Raw genomic sequence first — 21,825 nt, 5'->3', positions numbered from 1 at the left:
TTTCGTCACGGCCGCCGGTGTTTGCAGCTATGCACGGTAAACTGGCACGGTAATTATTGTCTTTTCCAAGGAGCTTTCGCGTGGAATTCGCCATCATGGGCATCATCCTGGTGGGGATGGTGCTGTTCATGTCCCAGTCCAATAAGAAGGCCCGGGCACGTGCTGAAGAACACCGCAATAGCATTCTGGTGGTCGGCACGGATGTCATGACCACCGCTGGTTTTTACGGGCGCATTGTTGCGATTGACGGGGATGCGGTGACGCTCGAAAGTCCCTCCGGGGATGAAACTGTGTGGTCGCGCCTGGCCATTCGGGAGCAAGCCTCTATTCCCTTCGCGCCGGTCAGTGAAGAAGAAGCGGCGGCGGAAGATGCCGCGGAAGCCGCCCGCCTGAGCGCTTCGGAAGAATCCGGGGCCGGGGCGGTCGCGGATAATGCCGCGGGAACCGGTGCGCCCACTAGCGCGGCCACCCCGGAAGTGACCGGTCACGTGACTCCTCGGAGCACGGACTCGGCTTTTGGTGAAAAGAAAGATGAGTCGGGCTCGGCCTGGAAGTAAACACTATGTCTCAATCTAAAAATTCCGGCGTCCGGTTATCCTGGCGCCGGATCATTACCCTTGCGATCTTGGCGATCGCGCTCTTCGTCTCCCTGGGCGTGGGCTCGGTAGCGGGATCCGGATCGGAATCCCGGTGGACCCCGAATTTCGCCCTCGACCTGGAAGGGGGCACGGAGCTTATTCTCACCCCGAAGACCACGGACAATTCCGAGATCACCTCGGAAGATGTCAACCAGGCGATTGAAATTATTCGCCAGCGCGTGGACGCCTCGGGTGTGGCAGAAGCGGAGATCACCTCCCAGGGTGGCTCGAATATTGTGGTGGGTCTGCCCGGGCACCCCAGCCAGGAAACCCTCGACCTCGTGCGCAATTCCGCGGTGTTGCGGATGCGCCCGGTGCTCGCCATGGCGAACCCGGGAACCATGAAGGGCGAAGGTGAGAACGCCGCGCCTCTCACCGGTACCGCGCTGGAAGAAGCCGCCATGAAGGCCGCCGACGCGGACGGGGACGGCAAGCTCTCCACCACTCCGCCTAGCGAGCCCACCAGCGCTTCGGATCCGGCCTGGGCCAAAACCGAGCGGGTCACCTACGATGCGCTGACTTTGGATTGCACCGCGGAAAACCCCGCCACCGCTCCGGAAGAAAACCCGGATACCGCGCTGGTGGCTTGCGGGCAAAGCGAAGATTCCAAAACCGGCGAAGTGACGCCTTACAAGTACGTGCTCGGCCCGGCCGAAATTGCCGGAACGAACTTGACGCGCGCCACCTCCGGTTTCGATCAGCAGCAGGGCCAGTGGATCGTGCAGCTGGAATTCGATAACGAGGGCGCCCAGAAGTTCTCCGAAGTGACCGGGCGGCTGGTGGGCTTACAAAGTCCCCAAAACCAATTCGCTATCGTGTTGGACGGGCGCGTCATTTCCTCCGCGGTTCCGCAAACGCAGATTTCGGGTGGGCAGGCCAGTATTAACGGTTCCGGTATTAATGCGACGACGTCGCGCGTGCTGGCCAATCAGTTGCAATTCGGTTCGCTGCCCCTGGAATTCGAGGTGCAATCCGAACAGCAAATTTCGGCCACCCTCGGTTCTGAATCGCTGCGCGCGGGCCTGGTGGCCGGGTTGATCGGTCTTGTGCTTATTGTTCTTTACCTCGTCTGGCAGTACCACGCCCTCGCCATTGTGGCGGTGGGTTCGGTGGTGCTTGCCACGGGTCTGTCCTACGGGGTTATTTGTTTGCTCTCCTGGGTGATGGGTTACCGATTGTCGATGGCCGGCGTCGTCGGCCTGGTTATTTCCATCGGTATTACGGTCGATTCCTTCATCGTGTTCTTCGAACGTATCCGCGATGAGATTCGTGACGGGCACGCTGTCCGCACCGCGGTGCAGCGCGGTTGGAAGCGCGCGACCCGCACGATTATCGCCTCTGACTCCGTCAACCTCATCGCGGCCGGGGTGCTCTACTTCATCGCGGTGGGTTCGGTGCGCGGTTTCGCCTTCACTTTGGGGCTCACCACCATCCTCGACCTCGTCGTCGTCTTTATGTTTACCTATCCGCTTATGACGCTGCTGGTGCGCACCAAGTTCTTCGGCGGGGGGCACCCGGCATCGGGTATGTCCGCCAAGCATTTGGCGCATACCCCGGCGTACCGCGGCCGTAAGGTTCCCGGGGAAGGCTCGCTCGCCGAGCGGCGCACCCGGGAACGCCGGGCCGCTCTCCCCGCGAGCAGCGAGGGAAAGGAGAACGCCTAATGTCGATGTACAGCTTAGGTAATGATCTCTACTCCGGGCGGCGCAGCTTCAAAATTGTGCAGCGGCGCAAGACCTGGTACACCATCGCGATTATCTGCGTAATCGCCTCGTTTATCGCGCTGTTCACCCGCGGACTCAATATGGGTATTGAGTTCACCGGGGGATCCCAGTTCACGGTCTCGGAAGCGCAAACCACCGATCAGCGCCTCGCCTCGGATATCATGGCCCGCCACGGCGGGGATGAAGCCGCGCGCGTGGCCCAGGTGGGGGAGAACTCCCTGCGTATCCAGACCTCGGCGAATGCCGACGGTACCGGGGTGGGGAACGCGGAAACGGAAGCGATTCGCACGGAATTAGCCGAAGCTTACGGCACCTCCGTTCAGAATGTCACCTCCACCTATATCGGCCCAGTATGGGGGCAGGATATTTCCACGAAGGCCCTCCAAGGTTTCGTGGTCTTTATCGTGCTGGTGCTGCTGGCCCTCTGGGCCTATATGCGGTCCTGGCGTAATGCCCTGGGTGCTATCGTTGCGCTCTTCCACGATCTTGTGGTGACGGTGGGGATTTACTGCCTCTTCGGTTTCGAATTCACGCCGTCCACCGTTATCGGCCTGCTGACCATCCTCGGGTACTCCCTGTACGACACCGTGGTGGTCTTCGATAAGGTTCGTGAAAATACCGAACACGTGCTGCGCCAGCACCGCGTGACCTTCGGGGAATCCACAAACCACGCTGTCAATCAGACCCTTATTCGCTCCATTAACACCTCGGTCACCTCGATTATGCCGGTGGCCTCTATCCTCTTTATCGGGGTGTACCTCATGGGTGCGGGGACGCTGCGTGATCTGGCGCTGGTGCTCTTCGTGGGTCTGTTGCTCTCGGCGTACTCCTCCATCTTCTTGGCCGCGCCCCTCGCCGTCACCCTGACGAATGCCGATCCGCGTATCAAGGCTCATAACGCGGAAGTGGCCGCCGCGCGCGCCGAACGCGTTGAGGCCGGCGGCGTTGCCGAAGAAGACGTGGTATCTGCGGTTCTTGAACCGGGTCACCATCTCGGTAATGCAGCGCAGCCGCGCCGCAAGAAGAGGAGCAAGAAGTGAGTAGTGCGTTTTCTTCGCAACTCGTGGAACTCGCGGCCAGCCGGGTGCGAGAACGTGAAAACTTCCCGGCCCCCGGGGTGATCTTTCGCGATATCACCCCGCTCATAGCCGACGGTGAAGCTTTCCACCTCTTTATTGATGAGCTGGCGCGCCACTACGAAGGTAAGATCGACGCCGTCGCCGGGCTGGAATCACGCGGATTTATTTTGTCCGCTCCGCTGGCCTACGCCATGGGTCTGGGGATGGTCACCATCCGCAAAGCCGGGCGCCTGCCCGGGCCGGTGATCGGGGTTGATTATGAACTGGAATACGGTTCGGCCCGCATGGAAGTTCAGCCCTTTAATATTGAAGATGGACAGCGCGTTCTCATCATCGATGACGTTCTCGCCACCGGTGGAACCGCACACGCCGCCTGTGAGCTGGTAGAAAGCTCAGGCGGGATTGTGGCCGGCCTGTGCATGCTCATTGAGCTGGCAGGTATGGGCGGCCGGGAGCGTCTGGCCGGTAGGCAGGTCGAAGCGGTGCTAACCTTCGATTAAGTCAAGAGGGGAGTAGGGCATGTCGGAATCGCAAGGTCCGCGGGTACTATCGCGGCTATCGTGGTTGACCGGACGCACGGCCAGCCAGGTTCCTGATGCCCTGGAACCCCTTATGCGCGCCCTGGGAAATGTGGATAAGGAACGCATTATCCGGGCGTATAACGTGGCGGAGGAATGCCACCGCGGCCAGAAGCGGCGCTCAGGAGAGCCGTATATTACGCATCCGGTCGCGGTGGCAACCATCCTCGCCGAACTCGGTATGGATGAGGACACTCTCGTGGGAGCCCTCCTCCATGACACGGTGGAAGATACCGGATACACCCTCGAGCAGGTCCGGGAGAATTTTGGTTCCACCGTGGAACTCCTCGTGGACGGGGTCACGAAGCTCGATAAGGTCGAATACGGGGAAGCCGCGCAGGCTGAAACCGTACGCAAAATGGTGATCGCGATGTCTAAAGACATCCGCGTACTCCTCATTAAACTTGCCGACCGGCTTCATAATGCCCGCACCTGGCGTTTCATGCCGCAGGAAAAGGCGCGCTCCAAGGCGCATGAAACCCTGGAAATTTACGCGCCCCTCGCGCATCGCCTCGGCATGAATTCCATTAAATGGGAACTTGAAGATCTTTCCTTCAAAACCATGTACCCTGAGGTCTACGCCGAAATCGAATCCCTGGTGCAAGAACGCACCCCGGAACGCGAAGCGTATATCGCGAAAATCAAGGCGATCTTGGAGCGGGAGCTCAAGACTTCCCATATCAAATGCACGATCACCGGCCGCCCCAAGCACTATTACTCCATCTATCAGAAAATGATTTTGCGGGGTAAGGACTTCGAGGATATTTACGACCTTGTGGGCGTGCGGGTGCTGGTAGAAACCATCCCGGATTGCTACGCGGTTCTGGGCGTGGCCAATACGATTTTCACGCCGATTCAGGGGCGAATCAAGGACTATATCACCACCCCGAAATTCAACCTCTACCAGTCAATTCACACCACGGTCATCGGCCCGGATAACCGTTCCCTGGAAATCCAGATCCGCACCTACGATATGCATCGACGCGCCGAATACGGCGTGGCCGCGCACTGGCGTTACAAAGAAAACCCGAATGCCACCAAGCGCGGGGGCGGTGCCGCGAAAGTCGATGAAGAAACCACGCAGCTTAACTGGTTGCGCCAGCTGGTCGATTGGCAGCGGGAAACCGCGGACCCGGCGGAATTCCTCGAATCACTCTCCTATGAGATCTCCGGCAATAAGGTTTATGTTTTTACCCCGGCCGGGGAAGTCATGGAACTTCCCACCGGTGCCACCCCGGTCGATTTCGCCTATGCCGTCCACACTGAAGTGGGGCACCGCACCGTGGGTGCGCGGGTGAATGATCGCCTTGTCACCCTAGACCACAAGCTGGAATCGGGGGATACGGTCGAGATCATTACCGCGAAAAGCCCCGATGCCGGACCTTCCCTCGGCTGGCTTGATTTTGTGGCCAGCCCGCGCGCCCGCGCCAAGATCCGGGTGTGGTTCAAGAAGAGCCGCCGGGATGAAGCGGTGGAAGAAGGCAAGGATAAGCTGGCCCGCGCTATCCGCAAGCGCAACCAGCCCGTCCAGCGCCTCATGAGCCATGACACCCTCGCGGAAGTCGCACGGGAAGCCGGGCGCAGTTCCGTGGATGATCTGTACGCCGGTATCGGGGAAGGGGATATTTCCCCCGAAACCGTGGTGCGTAACCTCATTACCTCCCAGGGCGGGCAGGCCGGGGTGGAAGAAACCCTGGCGGAGGCCGTGACCCCGAACCGTATTTCGCGGCGGCAGAGCACCGCGAGTACCGATAACGCCGTGGTGGTCCAGGGCATGGAAGCCGGCGATGTTATGGTCAAACTGGCCCGCTGCTGCACCCCGGTTCCCCCCGATGCCATCGTCGGTTTCGTGACCCGCGGCTCGGGAGTATCGATTCACCGGGCGGATTGCCCCAATGTGGAACAGCTGCAAAAGCAACCCGAACGCTTCCTCGAGGTGCATTGGGCCGATGATTCCGAAGCTGTCTACGTGATCCAGGTCCAGGTGGATGCCCTGGACCGCCAGGGCTTGCTTTCCGATATTTCCCGGGCTCTGCTGGATAACGGGGTGAATCTCCTAGCCGGCAATATGATGACCACCAAGGAACGCATGGTGCGTAACACCTTCACTTTCGAGATGGCCGACCCCCACCACCTGGCCCGGGTGCTCGCTGACTTACGCAAAATCGAAGGTGTGTACGACGCCTACCGGGTCACCAACTCGAAGCCCGCCAACCAGCGCCGGGTGGAACCCCCGCGCGGCTAGCGCAGGGCAATGGCACGCAACGCACTGCGGGCGGCGGCATGCTGCCGCCCGGCGAGGCTCCGTGCTACCGCGTCCCACTCATCAGCTTCGAGAAGGCGACGCCGCGCCACTTCCAATGCGCAGGTAATCGCGAGGTGAAGTTCTTCCTGGTGGAAAATATCCGTGATTGTGCGCGGCAGGGTAGTCAAGCACAAGCCTGCTATTGATTGGCGTTCCTCGGGTGGCGGCTTGCGGCGAGCCCGAGACTTCACCCGCACGCTACAGACCCGCACCAGCCGGTCCGCCGGCCAATACCCGGTATGAACCCATAGTGCGCTCAGGGTGATGGCAATAGCACCGCTTCCCACCAACGGGGCAAGAAGAGAGGCCCGCAGCGCCCGATAGGCAGCGCAATCAGCCGCGCACACCAGCCCGGGGGCATATTCCACCAGCAAACCAGCATTGATATCCAGGCGCTGCACCGCATCCACATACATACCGAGAGTGTGCGATGGCGAAGAAAATAGCGCAAGCCGCTATCCCCAGGCGGGGAGAGCGGCTTGCGTTTATCCACAGGTAGGAAAAGTTACAGATCCTTGTTGACCTGCTCGAGCCAGGCCACGCGAGCGGCCCGTGCTTCGTTCAGCTCGGTGAGCTTCTTTTCATCGCCGGACTGCTGGGCCTGGGCGATTTCCTCATCGAGTTCGGCAATAAGCGCTTCGAGCTGGGCGGCCATCCCGGAAGAACGCTGCTGCTTTTCCGGATCGGTGCGGTTCCAACGGTCGTTTTCCGCCGCGCGGACCTTCTCTTCAATTTCCCGCATGCGGCCTTCGGTCCGGGCAATATCACCGCGGGCCACGAAGCCGATCTCATCCCAGCGTTCCCCGATCTCACGGAGCTTTTCGCGGGCTTCATCCACATTGGTAATGGGAAGAAGAGCTTCGGCTTCCGCCACCAATTCAAGTTTGGCGGCCAGGTTTTCCGCGTACTGGCTATCCACCTGGCTGAAATGCGCGTCCCGGGCATCGTAGAAGGGCTGACGGGCAGCCATGAAACGCTCCCAGAGCTTATCGTCATCGCGGCGCCCGGCCCGCCCGGCCCGCTTCCACTCATCCATGAGTTCGCGGTAGCGTTCCCCGGTTTCCCGCCAATCGGTGGAGGAGGAAAGCGCGGCAGCTTCCGCGATGAGCTTCTCCTTAGTGGCCTTCACCTGGCTGCGGCGCACATCCAATTCCTTGTAGTGGTTGCGCCGGGCCCGATCAAAGGTGGAACGGGCGGTAGCGAAACGCCGCCAGAGCGCTTCTTCGGTGGGGCGATCAATACGGGCACCCTGGCGCTGGGCCCGCTTCCAGTTCTCAAAAAGATCATTGAGCTCAGCGCGGGTATTCTGCCAGTGGATCGTATGCGGATTCGCGTTGGCGATTTCCTCAGCGCGTTCCACAATCTGGGTGCGCTCCTGGAGGGCAGCTTCCTTGGCTGCGGCACGCTGGGCCGCGTATTCCTTGGCCCGCACCGCCACGACTTCCTCAAGCTTATCGAGGCGGGTGCGCAGCGCCGCGATATCACCCACGGCGGCTGGTTCGGCCAGTTCCTTACGCAAGGATGCGATTGACTTGCGGCTTTCTTCGGGAGATACGTGGTGGGCGCGCGTTTCTGCCAGGCTCACCTGGGTATCCAGGTCAATATAGCGGCGGATATAGAATTCCAGGGCATCATCTTCGGTGCCGGAAGCCGCGTAGTGGCCAACGACCCGTTCGGTATCCCCATCCTTGAGCCACACCTTCCCTTCGTCGTCCACACGCCCGAACGGACGGGCTTTGGCGACGGCGGCCGGATCCAGCGGCGCGGGAGCGGGCTGAGCGGGATGAGCTGTGGACATTGTTACTCCTTGTGGAGAAAGAGGCGTGCGGTACACGCCGCGGGACAATTTTAATTCTTACGGTATACCACAATTGTGCCACGGTAAAAGGGATTCCGGGTGTCAGTAGGAAAAAATCGGGAGAAAGGATACGGTTAATGCATGATTTTCTTGCGGTATTCCGATACTGCCCTGGAGGCGAATTGCTATATTATGGCCGACCCTACTCACCGGGTCGCCCTGGTTATTGATGCGGGAGCGGGAAGCGCGCCGTGGGTGGAGCGCACCCTGGCCGCCCGCAACCTGCGCCTGGGCGCGGTGCTGGCAACCCACGGGCACGGGGATCACGTATGGGATGCCGGGGTAGTGGCCGGCTCGAGCGTACCGTGCTATATCGCCGAAGGTGATGCCTACCGGCTGGATAATCCCATTGCCAACGCTTTTTACGCGCCGCTCGTCCTGGCGGCCACCGGGGGGCGCTCCTGGGTGAAACCGGAGAAGATCGTGCCCCTTCCCGAAGAGATATACGGGGAAGGAACGGAGTTGGTTCCCGGCGTGCACCTGCGCGCCATCGCCACCCCCGGGCATACCGAAGGCTCAACCGTGTTCCTCTTCTCGGGGCGTTTCGAAGCGGATCCGGAAACTCCGCAGCTTCCCGATTGGGGCTTCGGGGAGAATTTCATGATCACCGGAGATGTGCTCTTCCGGGACGGGGTGGGCCGCACCGACCTCGCGGGTGGGAACGATGCGCAGATGCGCGCCTCCTTGCGCACCATCGTTGCCGAGGTGGACGGCTCCACGATTTTCTTCCCCGGCCACGGCAAACCTTCCACCCTGGCACGCGAACTCAAAGCCTCGCCGTACCTGCGCGCCTATATTGCGATGAAGTGAAAGAATAGTACCTATGAAAATTGCGCCGATCTCCGGTTTTCCCGAATGGCTCCCGCAAGCTCGCATTGTGGAGCAGAAAGTTCTTGACACCCTGCGCTCCACCTTTGAACTGCACGGTTTTTCGGGGGTGGAAACTCGCGCCGTCGAACCTATGGATCAGCTCCTGCGCAAGGGCGAAACCTCCAAAGAAGTCTATGTGCTGCGCCGCCTCCAGGGCGAGGAGGGCCAGGATTCTGGCCTTGGCCTCCACTTCGATCTCACCGTGCCGCTGGCCCGCTACGTGCTGGAGAACGCCGGGAAGCTCGATTTCCCCTTCAAGCGCTACCAGATCCAAAAGGTCTGGCGCGGCGAACGCCCCCAGGACGGGCGTTTCCGGGAGTTCTACCAGGCCGATGTTGATGTGGTCGGCCAGGATACCCTCGCCTTCCACCACGATATTGAGCTGCCCCTCGTCATGGTGGATGCGCTGAGCAAGCTTCCCATCCCGCGGGTGCGGGTGCGTGCCTCGAACCGCAAACTCGCCCAGGGCTTCTACGAAGCCATCGGCCTGGAGAACACCGAGGAAACCCTGCGCATCCTCGATAAGCTCGACAAGGTCGGCCCGCAGGTAGTGACCGAGCTGCTCTCCGAACACGTGGGAGCAAGCGAGGAGCAGGCGAAACTCGCTTTGAGCTTGGCGGGTATCACCACCGAAGATGCCTCGTTCGTTGACAAAGTCCGCGCGCTCGGTGCGTCGTCGTCGCTTTTGGAAGAAGGTCTGGAAGAACTCGCAACGCTCGTGACCGAAGCGAATTCTCTTATCCCCGGGTCGGTGAGCGCGGATCTGTCCATCGCGCGCGGCCTGGACTATTACACCGGTTCCGTTTTCGAATCGACGGTGGAAGGGCACGAAGATCTCGGCTCGGTGTGCTCGGGCGGGCGTTACGATAACCTGGCCACGGCCGGGAACCGCAGCTACCCGGGCGTGGGCCTGTCCATCGGGGTCTCGCGCCTGCTCGCGCGCTTCCTGCACCAGGATCTGCTGCGCGCTAGCCGCAAGGTTCCCACGGCCGTGTACGTGGCGGTGAACGATGAATCCGAGCGGCACCACGCCTCCACCATCGCGGCGCGCCTGCGTGCCCGCGGTATTCCCGCGGACGTTTCGCATAATGCCACGAAATTCGGGAAACAGATTAAGGCAGCCGATAAGCGCGGCATTCCTTTTGTATGGTTTACGACGTCGGAAGGTGAACAGGTCCGTGATGTGCGCTCGGGCACCCAGGTCCCCGCTGACCCGGATACCTGGACTCCGCCGGAAGAAGATCGCTTCCCGCGGGTGATTATGCCGTGAGTCGCCTGCCTTCCCTCGAGCGGGTCCGCCAGGCGCTGGAAAACCTGAGCTTCCCGCTGCCCACCCCGGGTGCGGCGGACGGGCGCGATGCCCGCACGGACGCACTCCACCAACTCGATGATTACGTGCTCCCGCGCCTGCGCTGTCTGGATGCGCCGCTGGTGGCGGTGGTGGGCGGGTCCACCGGTTCGGGTAAATCAGCCCTGGTGAACGCCCTGGTGGGTGCTCCGGTTACCGCGTCCTCGGCGCTGCGCCCTACCACCCGGATCCCGGTGCTCGCCCACGCTCCCGGGGAGGAGGCGTGGTTTTCCGACGACCGTATTTTCCCCGGGCTTGCGCGCCTGAGCGGCGACGGCGCCGCGCTTGCGGACGAACGTTCCGGCACCGGCGTAGCTACTGTTGTGAACGACGGCGCCGTGGAAGCTACGAACGGCACGGCACCTTCGCGTGAGATTGTGAACGACGGCGCAGCTGCGGCTAACAGTGCTCCGGCAGCGCAGGCGAGCGGCGAAATTCGCCTGGTGGACTCGCCTCAGGTGCCGCGCGGGCTGGCGCTGGTGGACTCCCCGGATATTGACTCGGTCGAGGGGGATAACCGGAGGCTGGCCGGGCAGTTGCTCCAGGCTGCTGATCTGTGGATTTTTGTTACCACCGCCGCGCGCTACTCGGATGCGATTCCCTGGGCCCTCCTGGATGAGGCCGCCGCGCGCAATATTGTTATCGCTGTGGTTCTCAATCGGGTTCCGGTGGGGGATGCCGCGGCGATTCGCCCCGATCTCATCCGCCGGCTCGAGGAACGCGGCCTGGGCAGCGCCCCGCTTTTTGTTATCACGGAGTACCCGGGGGCGCCGGGCATTCCGGAAGCCGATGTGGCTCCGCTGCGCGAATGGCTCGCCGGGCTCGCCCGCGATGAACGCTCGCGCGCTTCGGTGGCGCGCCAAACCCTTTCCGGGGCGCTCGGCAGCCTGGCCGACACCTGCGCGCAGGCGCGCGCCTCGTACCGTGAACAGGTCGAGGAGGCCAAGCGTTTAGACGCGGATGTCACCTCCGCGCTGAAAGAAACGCGCGCCAGTATCGAGTCAGCTATCGCGGATGGAACCGTGCTGCGTGGCGAGGTGCTGCGCCGCTGGCATGAGATGCTCGGCAGCGGGCAGTGGGCCCGCGCCCTGCAATCGGGCGTGACGCGCTGGCGCGACCGGCTGAGCCTGCGGCGCACAGCTGGCCAGAACGCGAGCGAGGAGGCCGTGGGGGAAGCCATCGAAGATTCCCTCACCGAGATGCTCCTCACCGCGGACGCCAGCCTCACCACCCGCCTTGCCACCGAATTAGAACGCAGCGCGGCCGGAGCCGGAATCGTCCTCGCGGTCGAAGCCCGCGGCGCGGATACCGCGACCGGGAATAATGCGTCGGCGGCAGATGCCGGGCGTGATACCGCGGCCCGGAGTACGGATACCGCGGCTCATCCTTATGCCGCGGCGCGCCGGGAAGCTGCCGGGGCCCTGGTTCGCGATTGGCGCCGTTCCCTTATGGATATGCTCGGCGAGCGCGGACGCGGCAAACAGCTCACCGCGCGCATCGTCTCCCTCGGCATCAACGCGGTGGGCGTGACGCTTATGCTCGTCGTTTTCGCCCACACCGCCGGCCTCACCGGTGGGGAAGTCGCGATCGCTGGGGGAACGGCCGTGGTAGCGCAGCGCGTTTTGGAAGCTATTTTCGGCGACGACGCCGTTCGCCGCATGGCTACCACCGCCACCGAGGATCTCCTCGGGCGCACCGACGAGTTCTTCGCGGCCACCGCCGCACCCTACCGAGAGGAAATCGCACGCTTGGGAATCAGCACGGAAGCTCTAAACGAGCTAGATGAAGCGATGCGCAGCGCGGAAGGGAGGCGAGGATGGATCTCCCCACTGGATTAAAAAACCTGGAGCGGTCCCTGGACCTGGGCGGTGCCTACCTCGACGAATCGGTGCGCAGCCAGGTACGCGATGTGCTCGACCGCGCCCGCCAGCGCGGGCTGCTAGGAACCGACCGCACCGTGGTAGCCCTGGCCGGTGCCACCGGCTCGGGGAAATCCTCCCTGCTCAACGCCATCGTAGGGCAGGAAGTGGCCGGAGTGGCCGCCACCCGGCCAGCTACCCGCGCACCCCTGGGGGTCTCGGGGCGTCACGCCTCCGATGTGCTCGATTGGCTCGGGGTGCACGAACGCAAAGTTCTACTCCAGCTAGCTCCCGATACCACCGCGAACCTGGTGCTCGTGGACCTTCCCGATATTGACTCCACGGCGGAGACCCACCGGGCCCAGGCCGAGCGTATTATCGCCCGAGCCGATGTGGTGATCTGGGTACTCGACCCGCAAAAATACGCCGATGCCGTGGTGCACGAAGATTTCCTGGCCGCGATGGGCGAATATCATTCCTCCCTGCTCATCGTTATCAACCAGGTGGATCGCCTGGGCGCGGCCGATGAACAAGCAATTGTGGCGGATCTGGGGCGTATCCTCGCCGCGGAAGGAGTAAGCGCGGATATTGTGGCGGCCTCCGCGCTCACCGGGCGCGGTATTGATGAGATCCGCGGGGCGCTCGTAGAAATCGCGGCGGGGAAGAGCGCCGCGGCGGAAAAACTCGCTGCGGATGTGCGAACCGCGGGAGCCGCGCTCACGGAGAACATCATTGAGCAAGGTGGGTATCCGCGTGACCTCACCGATATTGCCGGGGTAGACGAGCTTGTTGCCGGCCTGGCACGCGCGGGCGGACTCAGCGCCGCAGCACGCGAAGCGGCAGGCCACTACCGCAAGGCAGCACGCCGCACTACCGCCTGGCCGTTGCTGCGTGGATGGAGCAGGCGGGCCCGCCCCGGCAGTGGGAACGGCGGTGGGAAGGGAAGCGGTACGGATGCTGTGCTGAGTTCCACAGCGGGAGTCACGTCTCATTCGGATACCAGGTCATACGTGGCAGACAGCTCTGATGCGGTGGCCAGCTCCGGAGCGGTGGAAAAAACTCGGGTAGCGCTAGCGGAATTCACGGTCCAGGCCACCCGTTTCCTCCCGCGTTCCTGGCGCGGGGCGGTGCGGGATGAAAATTCCCGGCAGGCCGCGCGGCTTGCCGATAGCATCGCCCGGATTATTGCGCGGGAAAGCCAGACCTGGCATAGGCCCCGCTGGTGGGGCTGCGTCGCTGCCCTCCAATGGCTCGCTTTCGCCGCTCTGGTGCTGGGCGCGCTAGGACTAGCCGCCGGAATCATCACCGGGGCCGGGGGAGTAACCCTCCCGCTGGGGCTGCGCCGAACGAGCCTTATCTGCTTGCTGGCCGGCGTGGTGTGCGGCGTCGTCGTAAGTATGATCGCGCGGGCCGCGCGCACGCGGGGAGCGCAGCGCCTGGAACGGCAGGTGACCACGCGGGCACGTGCCGCTATTGAAACGGAAGTCCGCGAAAATGTACTGGCGCCGTTCCGCGCGGAAATGGAACGCTACCGAGACTTTGCGCGCGCCGTGGCATCATTAATGCGGGTGTCTGCCTGACTCGGGCCGGCACCCGCCGCGTGTAATGCAAGAACTTGCACACACGTGTATGATTATAATGCAAGGGGGACGCGGGTCGTCGGTTCGCGTGCCCCGGTGATGCGAAAGGATCATTGTGACCGCCGGAATTCCTTCGAGTCGCACTGCCCGCCAAGGGCTTATCGCCTCGATTCTGGATGCTCATCTCATCGGTTCCCAAAATGAACTGCGGGAGTATCTCATACGTGCCGGGGTGGATGTCACCCAGGCTACGCTCTCCCGCGATTTAGACGATTTAGGGGCCGTTAAGATCCGGGTGGACGGATCGATGGCATATCGCATCGCTGACCAGACGATGGATACGGGGGAGCGCCTGGCGCGGTGGGCTCGTGAAATACTGCTCAGCGCCGAATGCGCTCTCAACCAGATCGTGCTGCGCACCCCACCCGGGGCCGCGCAGCTACTCGCCGCCGGGATTGACCGGGCGCGCCTGGATGGTGTGCTCGGTTGCGTTGCCGGAGATGACACCGTGCTGGTTATTGCCCGCAGCGAAGAACGCGCGGTAGAGATCAGGCAACACCTCCTCGCGATGGGGGAGAAAAAGGAGTAATAATGGCGAAGGAGCGGGTAGTTCTCGCCTATTCGGGCGGACTGGATACCTCGGTGGCGATCGGCTGGATCGGGGAGCGAACCGGAGCCGAAGTCATCACGGTCGCCGTGGATGTGGGCCAGGGCGGCGAGGATCTGGAGACCATTCGCCAGCGCGCCCTCGATTGCGGGGCCGTGGAAGCCTATATCGCCGATGCCCGCGATGAATTCGCCAGCGAGTACTGCATGCCGGCCCTCAAGGCCGGGGCGCTTTACATGGACGCCTACCCGCTTATTTCCGCTATTTCCCGCCCGGTTATCGTCAAGCACCTGGTGGCCGCGGCCCGGCAATTCGGGGCCACCACGGTGGCGCACGGATGCACCGGAAAAGGCAATGACCAGGTCCGTTTCGAAAACGGCATTACCCAATTGGGGCCGGATCTGGCCTGCCTATCCCCGGTGCGCGATCTCGCGCTCACCCGCGAATTCGCTATTGATTACGCCAATAAGCACAATTTGCCCATCGAAACCACCCACCATAATCCCTTCTCCATTGATCAGAATGTGTGGGGCCGGGCTATTGAAACCGGGTACCTCGAAGACCTGTGGAATGCACCCACTAAGGATGTGTATACCTACACGGATGACCCGACTTACCCGCCGCTGCCCGATGAAGTGATCATCACTTTTGAGGGTGGTATTCCGGTCAAGATCGACGGCGAAGCCGTGACCCCGCTGCAAGCTATTGAACAGCTCAATAAGCGAGCTGGAAAGCAGGGGATTGGCCGGATCGACGTGGTTGAAGACCGCTACGTGGGCATCAAGTCCCGTGAAATTTACGAGGCACCGGGCGCCATGGCGCTGCTCACCGCACATAAAGAGCTGGAAAATGTGACCATGGATCGCGAGCAGGCGCGCTTCAAGCGCACCGTTACGGATCGCTGGGCGGATATCGTATACGAAGGCCAGTGGTTCTCCCCGCTCAAGCGCTCCCTCGATGCCTACATCGAAGATACCCAGCGCTACGTCTCCGGCGATATTCGTATGGTTATGCATGGCGGGCGCGCCACCGTGACCGGGCGGCGTTCGGACGCCTCCCTCTACGATTTCAACCTAGCTACCTACGATGCCGGTGATTCCTTCGACCAGTCCCACGCCAAGGGCTTCATCGAGCTGACCGGGCTACCGGCCAAACTCGCCGCCGCCCGCGATGTAACCTTCGGGCGCGGGGTGGCCATCCCGCCGGCGCGGCTGAACTAAGCGGCTGAACTAATGTGCTCGCCCGGTTGAACTCGGGCGTATGAGCGCGGCTGAACTAGTTTCGCCCGTACAGCCGAGCTAAGGTTCGCGGATCAGGCGATACGACATATAGAGAACGGGGCCGGGGTCGTTATGCACGACCTCGGCCCCGTTTATGATGTGCGGAGCTATCCCGCTGAGAATAGAGCCATGCAGGCGCTACGAATAGAGCGCTACGGGCGCCTGCGCCGGCGGGTCCGGCTTACTTCCCCCGCTTACTTCCTCGGCTTATTTCCCCTCGCGGGCGCGCAGCATCGCCGGTGAGGCGGGCCGCCGCATGAAAATAATCGAGACAGTCAGGGCGAGCGCCACAATAACGCAGATCGTCCCCATGGAAGCCGCGTAGCCGGTGAACCATGCCCCGTCCCCGCGCGGGGTGCCCTCGTTGACGAAAGCGAAGAGGATTGCGGTCACCATGGCATTGCCGATAGCGGTGGTAATACGCTGGCTGGTCTGCTGGACCCCGCCCGCGGTACCGCCGTGGGCGCGCGGAACGTCAATCATCGCCTGGGTCTGGTTGACCGAACCGATCACACCAATCCCGAAGCCGAAAACGCAGATCGGCAGGGAAATCCACCACGGGCTCCAGCCGGCGTAGGCAACGCCGGCGGCCAGCGGAATACTGGAAGCGAGCGAGACCAGCGCGAGCGCGAAAGCCCCGGCTTGGACATGCCGCCCCCAGGCCACCGCGTAGCGCCCCGCCCACACCGAGGCATAGGCCGAAGCAATCGCATTGGGCAAGCCGAGCAACCCGGCCTGCAAGGCATTGAATCCCATACCCTGCTGGAGATACATCGCCAGCACCACGAAAACAGAGGTGGTTCCCAGGAATTGGATCGCGGTGATCGAGGTGCAGAAGCTGAATGACTCAATGCGGAAGAGGCGCAAATTCACCATGGGGATACGCCCGCGCTTGGCATAAGAATGCTCCCAGAGCACCCAGGCCAAGCCAAGGAGAGCCCCACCGCCCAGCAGCGCCCAGCGCCAGGCGAAATGAGACATAAAGGGCAGCATGAGGCAGAGCACCGCGAGGGTCAGCAGGGTCATCCCTATCGGGTCAAGGTCGAGGCGATGCCCGCGCCGGCGGCCAACCGGTTGGCCCCGGCGTTCCATTTCCGCCCGGTAGGCGGCGTCGATCTTAGCGGCGTCGTCGCCAATAGCGCGCCGTTCCTTCAGGAACGGCAGCAAGAAAATACCCAGCCCCAAACCAAGCAAGCCAAGCGGGACGTTGAGAATAAAGGACCATCGCCACCCCACGGGGCCGAAGAGCTGCACGAGGCTACCCGAGAGCAGCGGCCCCACGGCCACCGAAGCGGAAATGGCCAGACCCATATAGGCAAAAGCTTTCGCGCGGGCGTGCCCGTCGAAATACTGCATAATCATGCCGGTGACCTGGGGCGAGAAAATCCCCGAACCGATGCCCTGGAGGGCTCGTGCGATATTGAGGATGAGGGCATCGCTGGCAACCCCGCACAGCAGGGAGCCCAGCGTGAAGACCGCCATCCCGATCATCCACAGCGAAGAACGCCCGAAAATATCGCCCATGCGGCCCGCGGGCACCAGGAGCAGCCCGAAGGCCAGCGAATAGCCGGAGAGCACCCATTGAATATCGCCGCGGCCGGCGTTCAGCCCCGTTTCGATAATGGGAAGAAGATTATTGACCGAGCTGACCTGGATGAGCGACATGACCAGCGCAACAATGAGCACCACGAGGAGCTTATTGCGGTCATACGTTCGGTCCGAACCCGGAATCGTGAAATAACGCGTATTTTCCATTCCATCCTTCACAACAACGCGCACGTTTCCGGCATAGTTCTAGCCGTGAGACGAGCGCACACTAGCTCCGGTAACTCTGCGATGCTGTGGTGTACAAAGGTGAGCGGCGGGAGAGCGGCAGAACCGGCAATCCCGGGCGCATGCACAAAAAGAGCCCGCACGGAGGCGAGCAAGCAGAGACAGCAGTCCCGGTACGGGTGCCAGCATAGCAGCATTCCCCGCGAACCTCAGCTGTGACGAATCTTGCGCCGCGGCCCAAGCGTGGGACAATACGCATATGGATACTTCACAAAAAACTTCAGAAGAAACGCTTCCCGCGGGCGGCGTTGCGGGTGACGCTGCTGGCGATGCTGCTCGCGCCGCTGCCGCTGCCACTCTCCGCACGCAACTTAACCACCGCACCATCCGCGATTTCGACGGCCGGCCTCTCGGCGAGGAACTCACCGCCACCCTGGTGAACGCGGCCCTGCACGCCGCCACCTCGCAGGGTATGCAATACGCCACCATTATTCGGGTCCAGGATCCGGCCCGCCGCCAGGCCATTGCGGAGGTGTGCACCCAGGCTTACGTGGCGCAGGCACCCGAATTGTGGATTTTCGTGGCGGATACCCGCCGCGCCTGGCGCGTCTGCCAGGTGCTTGAGCTGCCCGAACTTACGTTCCCGGTTATCGGCCTCATTATGGGCTACCCCAATCAGGAGCGGATTCCGGAGCTCAAACCCCGTATGGATGCCGGCTTGCGCGTATTCACCGACCACTACCAGGAACCGGAATCGGCGGTAGAATCGCTGCGGGAGTACGACGCCGCCATCGCGCCCTGGGTTGATATTCGCTACGGAAAGCCGGTTGGGCCCTTCACCGAGTACGTGCCCACCCGCCTGAGCGGCTCGGTGGCGCGGCGCGGGCGACTGCTGGCCGCCATCGGGGCGCAGGGCTTTGACGTGGCACTTCCCGTGGGAAAGTAACTCGGCGCCGGGCGAGTGCGCTACAGAACGCGGCGCAGGAGAGTGGTGAAGCTTCCTGCGGGAGGGCGGCGAAACTTTCCGCGCGAGAGTGGCGAAACTTTCCGCGGGAAAGTAGCGGCGCTTAGAATGGTGCAATGACTGAACATCTCGCCCTGTGGGGTGGGCGCTTTAGCGGCGCCAGCGCCGATGCCCTGACCGAACTTTCACGCTCGACTCATATTGATTGGCGCCTGGCGCCTTATGATCTGGCCGGCAGCCGCGCCCACGCGCGGGCGCTGGCCGGTGCGGGACTCCTGGACGAGGCTGAACTCACCGCGATGCTCGCGGCGCTGGACACTCTCGGGCAGCGGGTAGCCAGCGGGGAACTCACCCCGGCCCCTGACGACGAAGATGTGCATACCGCCCTGGAGCGCGCCCTGCTGGCGGAAGCCGGGCCGCAGCTGGGCGGTAAATTGCGGGCCGGGCGCTCGCGCAATGATCAAATCGCCACCCTCATCCGCATGTACTTGCGCGACGCCGCCCGGCACCTGAGTGGCAAGCTGCTGGCGGTAGTGCGGGCGCTCGTCTCCCAGGCAGAGCGCGCCGGGGATGCGGTGATGCCCGGGCGCACCCACCTCCAGCACGCCCAGCCGGTGCTGGTGGCCCATCATCTACTCGCCCACGTCTGGCCCCTGCTGCGCGATATTGCGCGCTGGCAGGACTGGGATAAGCGGGCGGCCTATTCGCCCTACGGTGCCGGGGCACTGGCGGGGAATACCCTGGGCCTGGATGCACAGGCGATTGCGGTAGAGCTGGGCTTTAGCTCCCCGGAACACAATTCCATCGATGCCACCGCCGCGCGGGACCTGGTAGCCGAATTCAGCTATATTTGCGCCCAGATCGGGGTGGATCTCTCTCGGCTCTCCGAAGAAATTATTTTGTGGAATACCCGCGAATTCCGCTTCGTCACCCTTGATGATGCCTACGCGACCGGCTCTTCGATTATGCCCCAGAAAAAGAACCCGGACGTGGCCGAATTGACCCGCGGCAAAAGCGGGCGCCTCATCGGCGACCTCGCCGGACTGCTGGCCACCTTTAAGGGGCTCCCGCTCGCCTACAACCGCGATCTCCAAGAAGATAAAGAGCCGGTTTTCGACGCCATCGACACCCTCGACCTCCTCCTCCCCGCGGTTGCGGGCATGGTGGAAACCATGGTGCTCAATTACGAACGCATGGCCGAGCTGGCGCCCCAAGGCTTCTCCCTGGCTACCGATATTGCGGAGTGGCTGGTGCGCGGTGGGGTTCCGTTCCGCGAAGCCCACGAGATTTCGGGCCGCGCGGTCGCTTTCTGCGAAAAACGCGGCATCGAACTATGGGATATGAACGACGACGAGCTGCGCTCCATCGACACGCGGCTCACCCCGGATGTTCGGGAGGTACTCACGGTGGCCGCCTCTGTAGGGGCCCGGCGGGGGGCGGGCGGCACCGCCCCGGAGCGGGTTGCTGAGCAGCTGGCGAGTGTGCGGGAATCCATCGGGCGCGCGGAGGGCTTTGCCCGCAGCGCGACCGATGCGGCGTCGTCGTAAAAAATAGTGGCAAGAAAAAACCGGGCGTGATAACGTCCGGACGTGACGTTACGGAAAGGCCCGTGGCGCGCGAAGCATAAGGGAAGGACACGAGACGTGAAGGACGTTCTTGAGGAACTGGAATGGCGCGGGCTGATTGCCCAGCATACGGATATTGACGCGCTGCGGAGCGCGCTGAACTCCGGTCCGGTCACCTTCTATTGTGGTTTTGATCCGACGGCGGCTTCGCTGCACCACGGACACCTTGTCGCCGTGAAGCTCATGCGGCACCTCCAACTCGCCGGGCACCATCCGCTGGTGCTGGTGGGCGGAGCGACCGGGCTCATTGGGGATCCGCGCCCCTCGACTGAACGCACGCTCAATTCACGAGACACCGTGGCCGGATGGGTGGAATCTCTGGCCGGGCAGCTGCGCGGCCTGCTGGATTTCGAAGGTGATAATCCGGCGCGGCTCGTCAATAACCTGGATTGGACCGGGCAGCTTTCGGCGATTGATTTCCTGCGTGACCTGGGTAAACACTTCCGGCTCGGGACGATGCTTTCCAAGGACATCGTGGCGCGGCGCCTGGAATCCGATGAAGGTATTTCCTATGCCGAATTTTCCTACCAGGTGCTCCAAGCCAATGATTACCTGGAGCTGTTTACCCGCTACGGTTGCACCCTGGAAGTGGGCGGGAATGACCAGTGGGGCAATCTCGTGGGCGGCATGGACCTCATCCGCAAGGTGACAGGAGAGTCGGTGCACGTGCTCACGAACCCGCTCATTACTAAATCGGATGGCACGAAGTTCGGGAAATCCGAAGGCGGGGCCGTATGGCTCAACCCGGAGATGCTCAGCCCCTACAAGTTCTTCCAGTTCTGGCTCAATACCGCTGACGAAGACGTGGTGCATATGCTCAAGGTCTTCACTTTCCGCACTCGGGAAGAAATCGAGGAATTGGCGGTGGCTGTTGCCGAGCGGCCCCAGGAACGGCGTGCGCAGCGGGTGCTGGCGCAAGACGTCACGACCTGGGTGCACGGTGCGGACGTGGCCGAACGGGTGGAGAATGCCTCGCGGGCCCTTTTCGGCGGTGACGGCTTGGCCGCTCTGGATGCGGATACTTTGCGTGATGCGGTGGCGGAGCTACCGCAGGCCAGCGCAAGCCTGGGAACTCCCATTCCGGAGCTCTTCGTGGCCACGGGCCAGGAACGAGGCCTGGGTGCTGCGCGGCGCACCGCAAAATCCGGCGGCTTGAATATCAACAATCGCAAGGTTGGGGAAGCGGACGTGCTCAGCAGCGAGGATGTTTTGCCCGGTGGAGTCGTGGTACTCCGCAAGGGTAAGAAGAACCTCGCGGTTATTCGCGTGGCGGAGTAGAGGGCTTAGTCAAGAACAAAGAACGATTCTCGCGCGTGAAGCGGGATAGATCGTGGTAGATAGCGGCGGCGTTACCGGTGGTAGCGCCGCCGCTTCTATGTTGCAGGGTGCGCGAATTGGTGAATGGATGGGGGATCTGTGTTGGTAGGGGATCTCCGGGGTTTTCATTGGTTTTTCGGGAGTTTTTGGTTAGTTTTCTGGTTGTTTTTGGGGTATTTGGGCTGGGTGTGGTGGGTGTCTCTCTGGTTTGATTTGCGTCTAGCGGGCCGGGCTTGTAAGCTTGTTATCCGTCGCCGAGAGCCGGAAACGCCTTAAAGCGACACGGAATCCTCGTGATTATGTTCTAGTCCACAGGCTTCCTGGTTTGAAAGAACCAGGCCACGGTGGTAGGCTAACGGGGTTGCTCTTCTTGAGCGTGAATGATTTCCTCCTCGGACCAACCAGTCTGTTTGATGTAGA

Annotated in this window: 17 protein-coding genes; 14 read left to right on the top strand and 3 right to left on the bottom strand. The window is 62.3% G+C overall.

The window, feature by feature from the left end; all coding sequences use genetic code 11:
- Nucleotides 1-80: 80 nt before the first annotated feature.
- The 5 genes from ACRQHG_RS04400 to ACRQHG_RS04380 are packed head-to-tail and all read left to right on the top strand — an operon-like array spanning nt 81 to nt 6,264.
- Nucleotides 81-557, top strand: a complete 477-nt coding sequence (locus ACRQHG_RS04400) for a preprotein translocase subunit YajC (protein ID WP_435713429.1) — start codon at nt 81-83, stop codon at nt 555-557.
- A 5-nt stretch (nt 558-562) separates the two neighbouring features.
- On the top strand, nt 563-2,302 hold the full coding sequence (gene secD, locus ACRQHG_RS04395) for a protein translocase subunit SecD (protein ID WP_435713428.1): 1,740 nt from the start codon (nt 563-565) through the stop codon (nt 2,300-2,302).
- The gene (gene secF, locus ACRQHG_RS04390; RefSeq protein WP_435713039.1) at nt 2,302-3,402 is read left to right on the top strand and encodes a protein translocase subunit SecF; all 1,101 of its coding nucleotides are present in this window, start codon (nt 2,302-2,304) and stop codon (nt 3,400-3,402) included. The genes secD and secF overlap by 1 nt, the downstream gene beginning before the upstream one ends.
- On the top strand, nt 3,399-3,941 hold the full coding sequence (locus tag ACRQHG_RS04385; RefSeq protein ID WP_026428855.1) for an adenine phosphoribosyltransferase: 543 nt from the start codon (nt 3,399-3,401) through the stop codon (nt 3,939-3,941). Before secF ends, ACRQHG_RS04385 begins: the two co-directional genes overlap by 4 nt.
- 19 nt (nt 3,942-3,960) lie before the next feature.
- On the top strand, nt 3,961-6,264 hold the full coding sequence (locus ACRQHG_RS04380) for a RelA/SpoT family protein (protein ID WP_435713427.1): 2,304 nt from the start codon (nt 3,961-3,963) through the stop codon (nt 6,262-6,264).
- Here ACRQHG_RS04380 and ACRQHG_RS04375 read toward each other — a convergent pair.
- The gene (locus ACRQHG_RS04375; protein ID WP_148304033.1) at nt 6,261-6,740 is read right to left on the bottom strand and encodes a hypothetical protein; all 480 of its coding nucleotides are present in this window, start codon (nt 6,738-6,740) and stop codon (nt 6,261-6,263) included. The genes ACRQHG_RS04380 and ACRQHG_RS04375 overlap by 4 nt on opposite strands.
- Nucleotides 6,741-6,829: 89 nt before the next feature.
- Nucleotides 6,830-8,122 (bottom strand): DUF349 domain-containing protein, encoded by a 1,293-nt coding sequence (locus ACRQHG_RS04370; RefSeq protein ID WP_435713426.1) that lies wholly within the window; start codon nt 8,120-8,122, stop codon nt 6,830-6,832.
- A gap of 141 nt (nt 8,123-8,263) precedes the next feature.
- Here ACRQHG_RS04370 and ACRQHG_RS04365 point away from each other — a divergent pair, with 141 nt between their 5' ends.
- The 6 genes from ACRQHG_RS04365 (at nt 8,264) to ACRQHG_RS04340 (ending at nt 15,666) form a co-directional block, all read left to right on the top strand.
- The gene (locus tag ACRQHG_RS04365; protein WP_435713425.1) at nt 8,264-8,992 is read left to right on the top strand and encodes an MBL fold metallo-hydrolase; all 729 of its coding nucleotides are present in this window, start codon (nt 8,264-8,266) and stop codon (nt 8,990-8,992) included.
- A 13-nt stretch (nt 8,993-9,005) separates the two neighbouring features.
- The gene (gene hisS / locus ACRQHG_RS04360) at nt 9,006-10,322 is read left to right on the top strand and encodes a histidine--tRNA ligase (protein WP_087070714.1); all 1,317 of its coding nucleotides are present in this window, start codon (nt 9,006-9,008) and stop codon (nt 10,320-10,322) included.
- Entirely contained in the window at nt 10,319-12,238 is a 1,920-nt protein-coding gene (locus ACRQHG_RS04355; protein WP_435713423.1) for a dynamin family protein, read from the top strand. The genes hisS and ACRQHG_RS04355 overlap by 4 nt, the downstream gene beginning before the upstream one ends.
- Nucleotides 12,217-13,839: a dynamin family protein gene (locus ACRQHG_RS04350; protein WP_435713422.1), complete on the top strand. Its 1,623-nt coding sequence runs from the start codon at nt 12,217-12,219 to the stop codon at nt 13,837-13,839. Before ACRQHG_RS04355 ends, ACRQHG_RS04350 begins: the two co-directional genes overlap by 22 nt.
- Before the next feature lie 115 nt (nt 13,840-13,954).
- A complete protein-coding gene (locus ACRQHG_RS04345) occupies nt 13,955-14,428 on the top strand; it encodes an arginine repressor (protein WP_087070718.1) in 474 nt (157 codons plus the stop codon).
- 2 nt (nt 14,429-14,430) lie between these two features.
- Entirely contained in the window at nt 14,431-15,666 is a 1,236-nt protein-coding gene (locus tag ACRQHG_RS04340) for an argininosuccinate synthase (protein WP_026428863.1), read from the top strand.
- Between the two features lie 267 nt (nt 15,667-15,933).
- Here the strand turns inward: ACRQHG_RS04340 and ACRQHG_RS04335 are convergent, their stop codons facing one another.
- The gene (locus tag ACRQHG_RS04335) at nt 15,934-17,481 is read right to left on the bottom strand and encodes an MFS transporter (RefSeq protein WP_435713421.1); all 1,548 of its coding nucleotides are present in this window, start codon (nt 17,479-17,481) and stop codon (nt 15,934-15,936) included.
- Nucleotides 17,482-17,758: 277 nt separating this feature from the next.
- Here ACRQHG_RS04335 and ACRQHG_RS04330 point away from each other — a divergent pair, with 277 nt between their 5' ends.
- From ACRQHG_RS04330 to tyrS, 3 genes are all read left to right on the top strand, one after another.
- Nucleotides 17,759-18,445, top strand: a complete 687-nt coding sequence (locus ACRQHG_RS04330) for a nitroreductase family protein (RefSeq protein WP_435719606.1) — start codon at nt 17,759-17,761, stop codon at nt 18,443-18,445.
- 134 nt (nt 18,446-18,579) lie between these two features.
- On the top strand, nt 18,580-20,010 hold the full coding sequence (gene argH, locus ACRQHG_RS04325; protein ID WP_435713419.1) for an argininosuccinate lyase: 1,431 nt from the start codon (nt 18,580-18,582) through the stop codon (nt 20,008-20,010).
- 96 nt (nt 20,011-20,106) lie between these two features.
- Nucleotides 20,107-21,366, top strand: a complete 1,260-nt coding sequence (gene tyrS / locus ACRQHG_RS04320) for a tyrosine--tRNA ligase (protein ID WP_284889506.1) — start codon at nt 20,107-20,109, stop codon at nt 21,364-21,366.
- Nucleotides 21,367-21,825: the final 459 nt, after the last annotated feature.

The sequence above is a fragment of the Actinotignum vesiculae genome (assembly GCF_051267215.1).
Classification (GTDB): Bacteria; Actinomycetota; Actinomycetes; order Actinomycetales; family Actinomycetaceae; genus Actinotignum; species Actinotignum schaalii.
The sequence above is the reverse complement of the archived record's forward strand: the minus strand, read 5'-3'. Positions and strand labels throughout refer to the sequence as shown.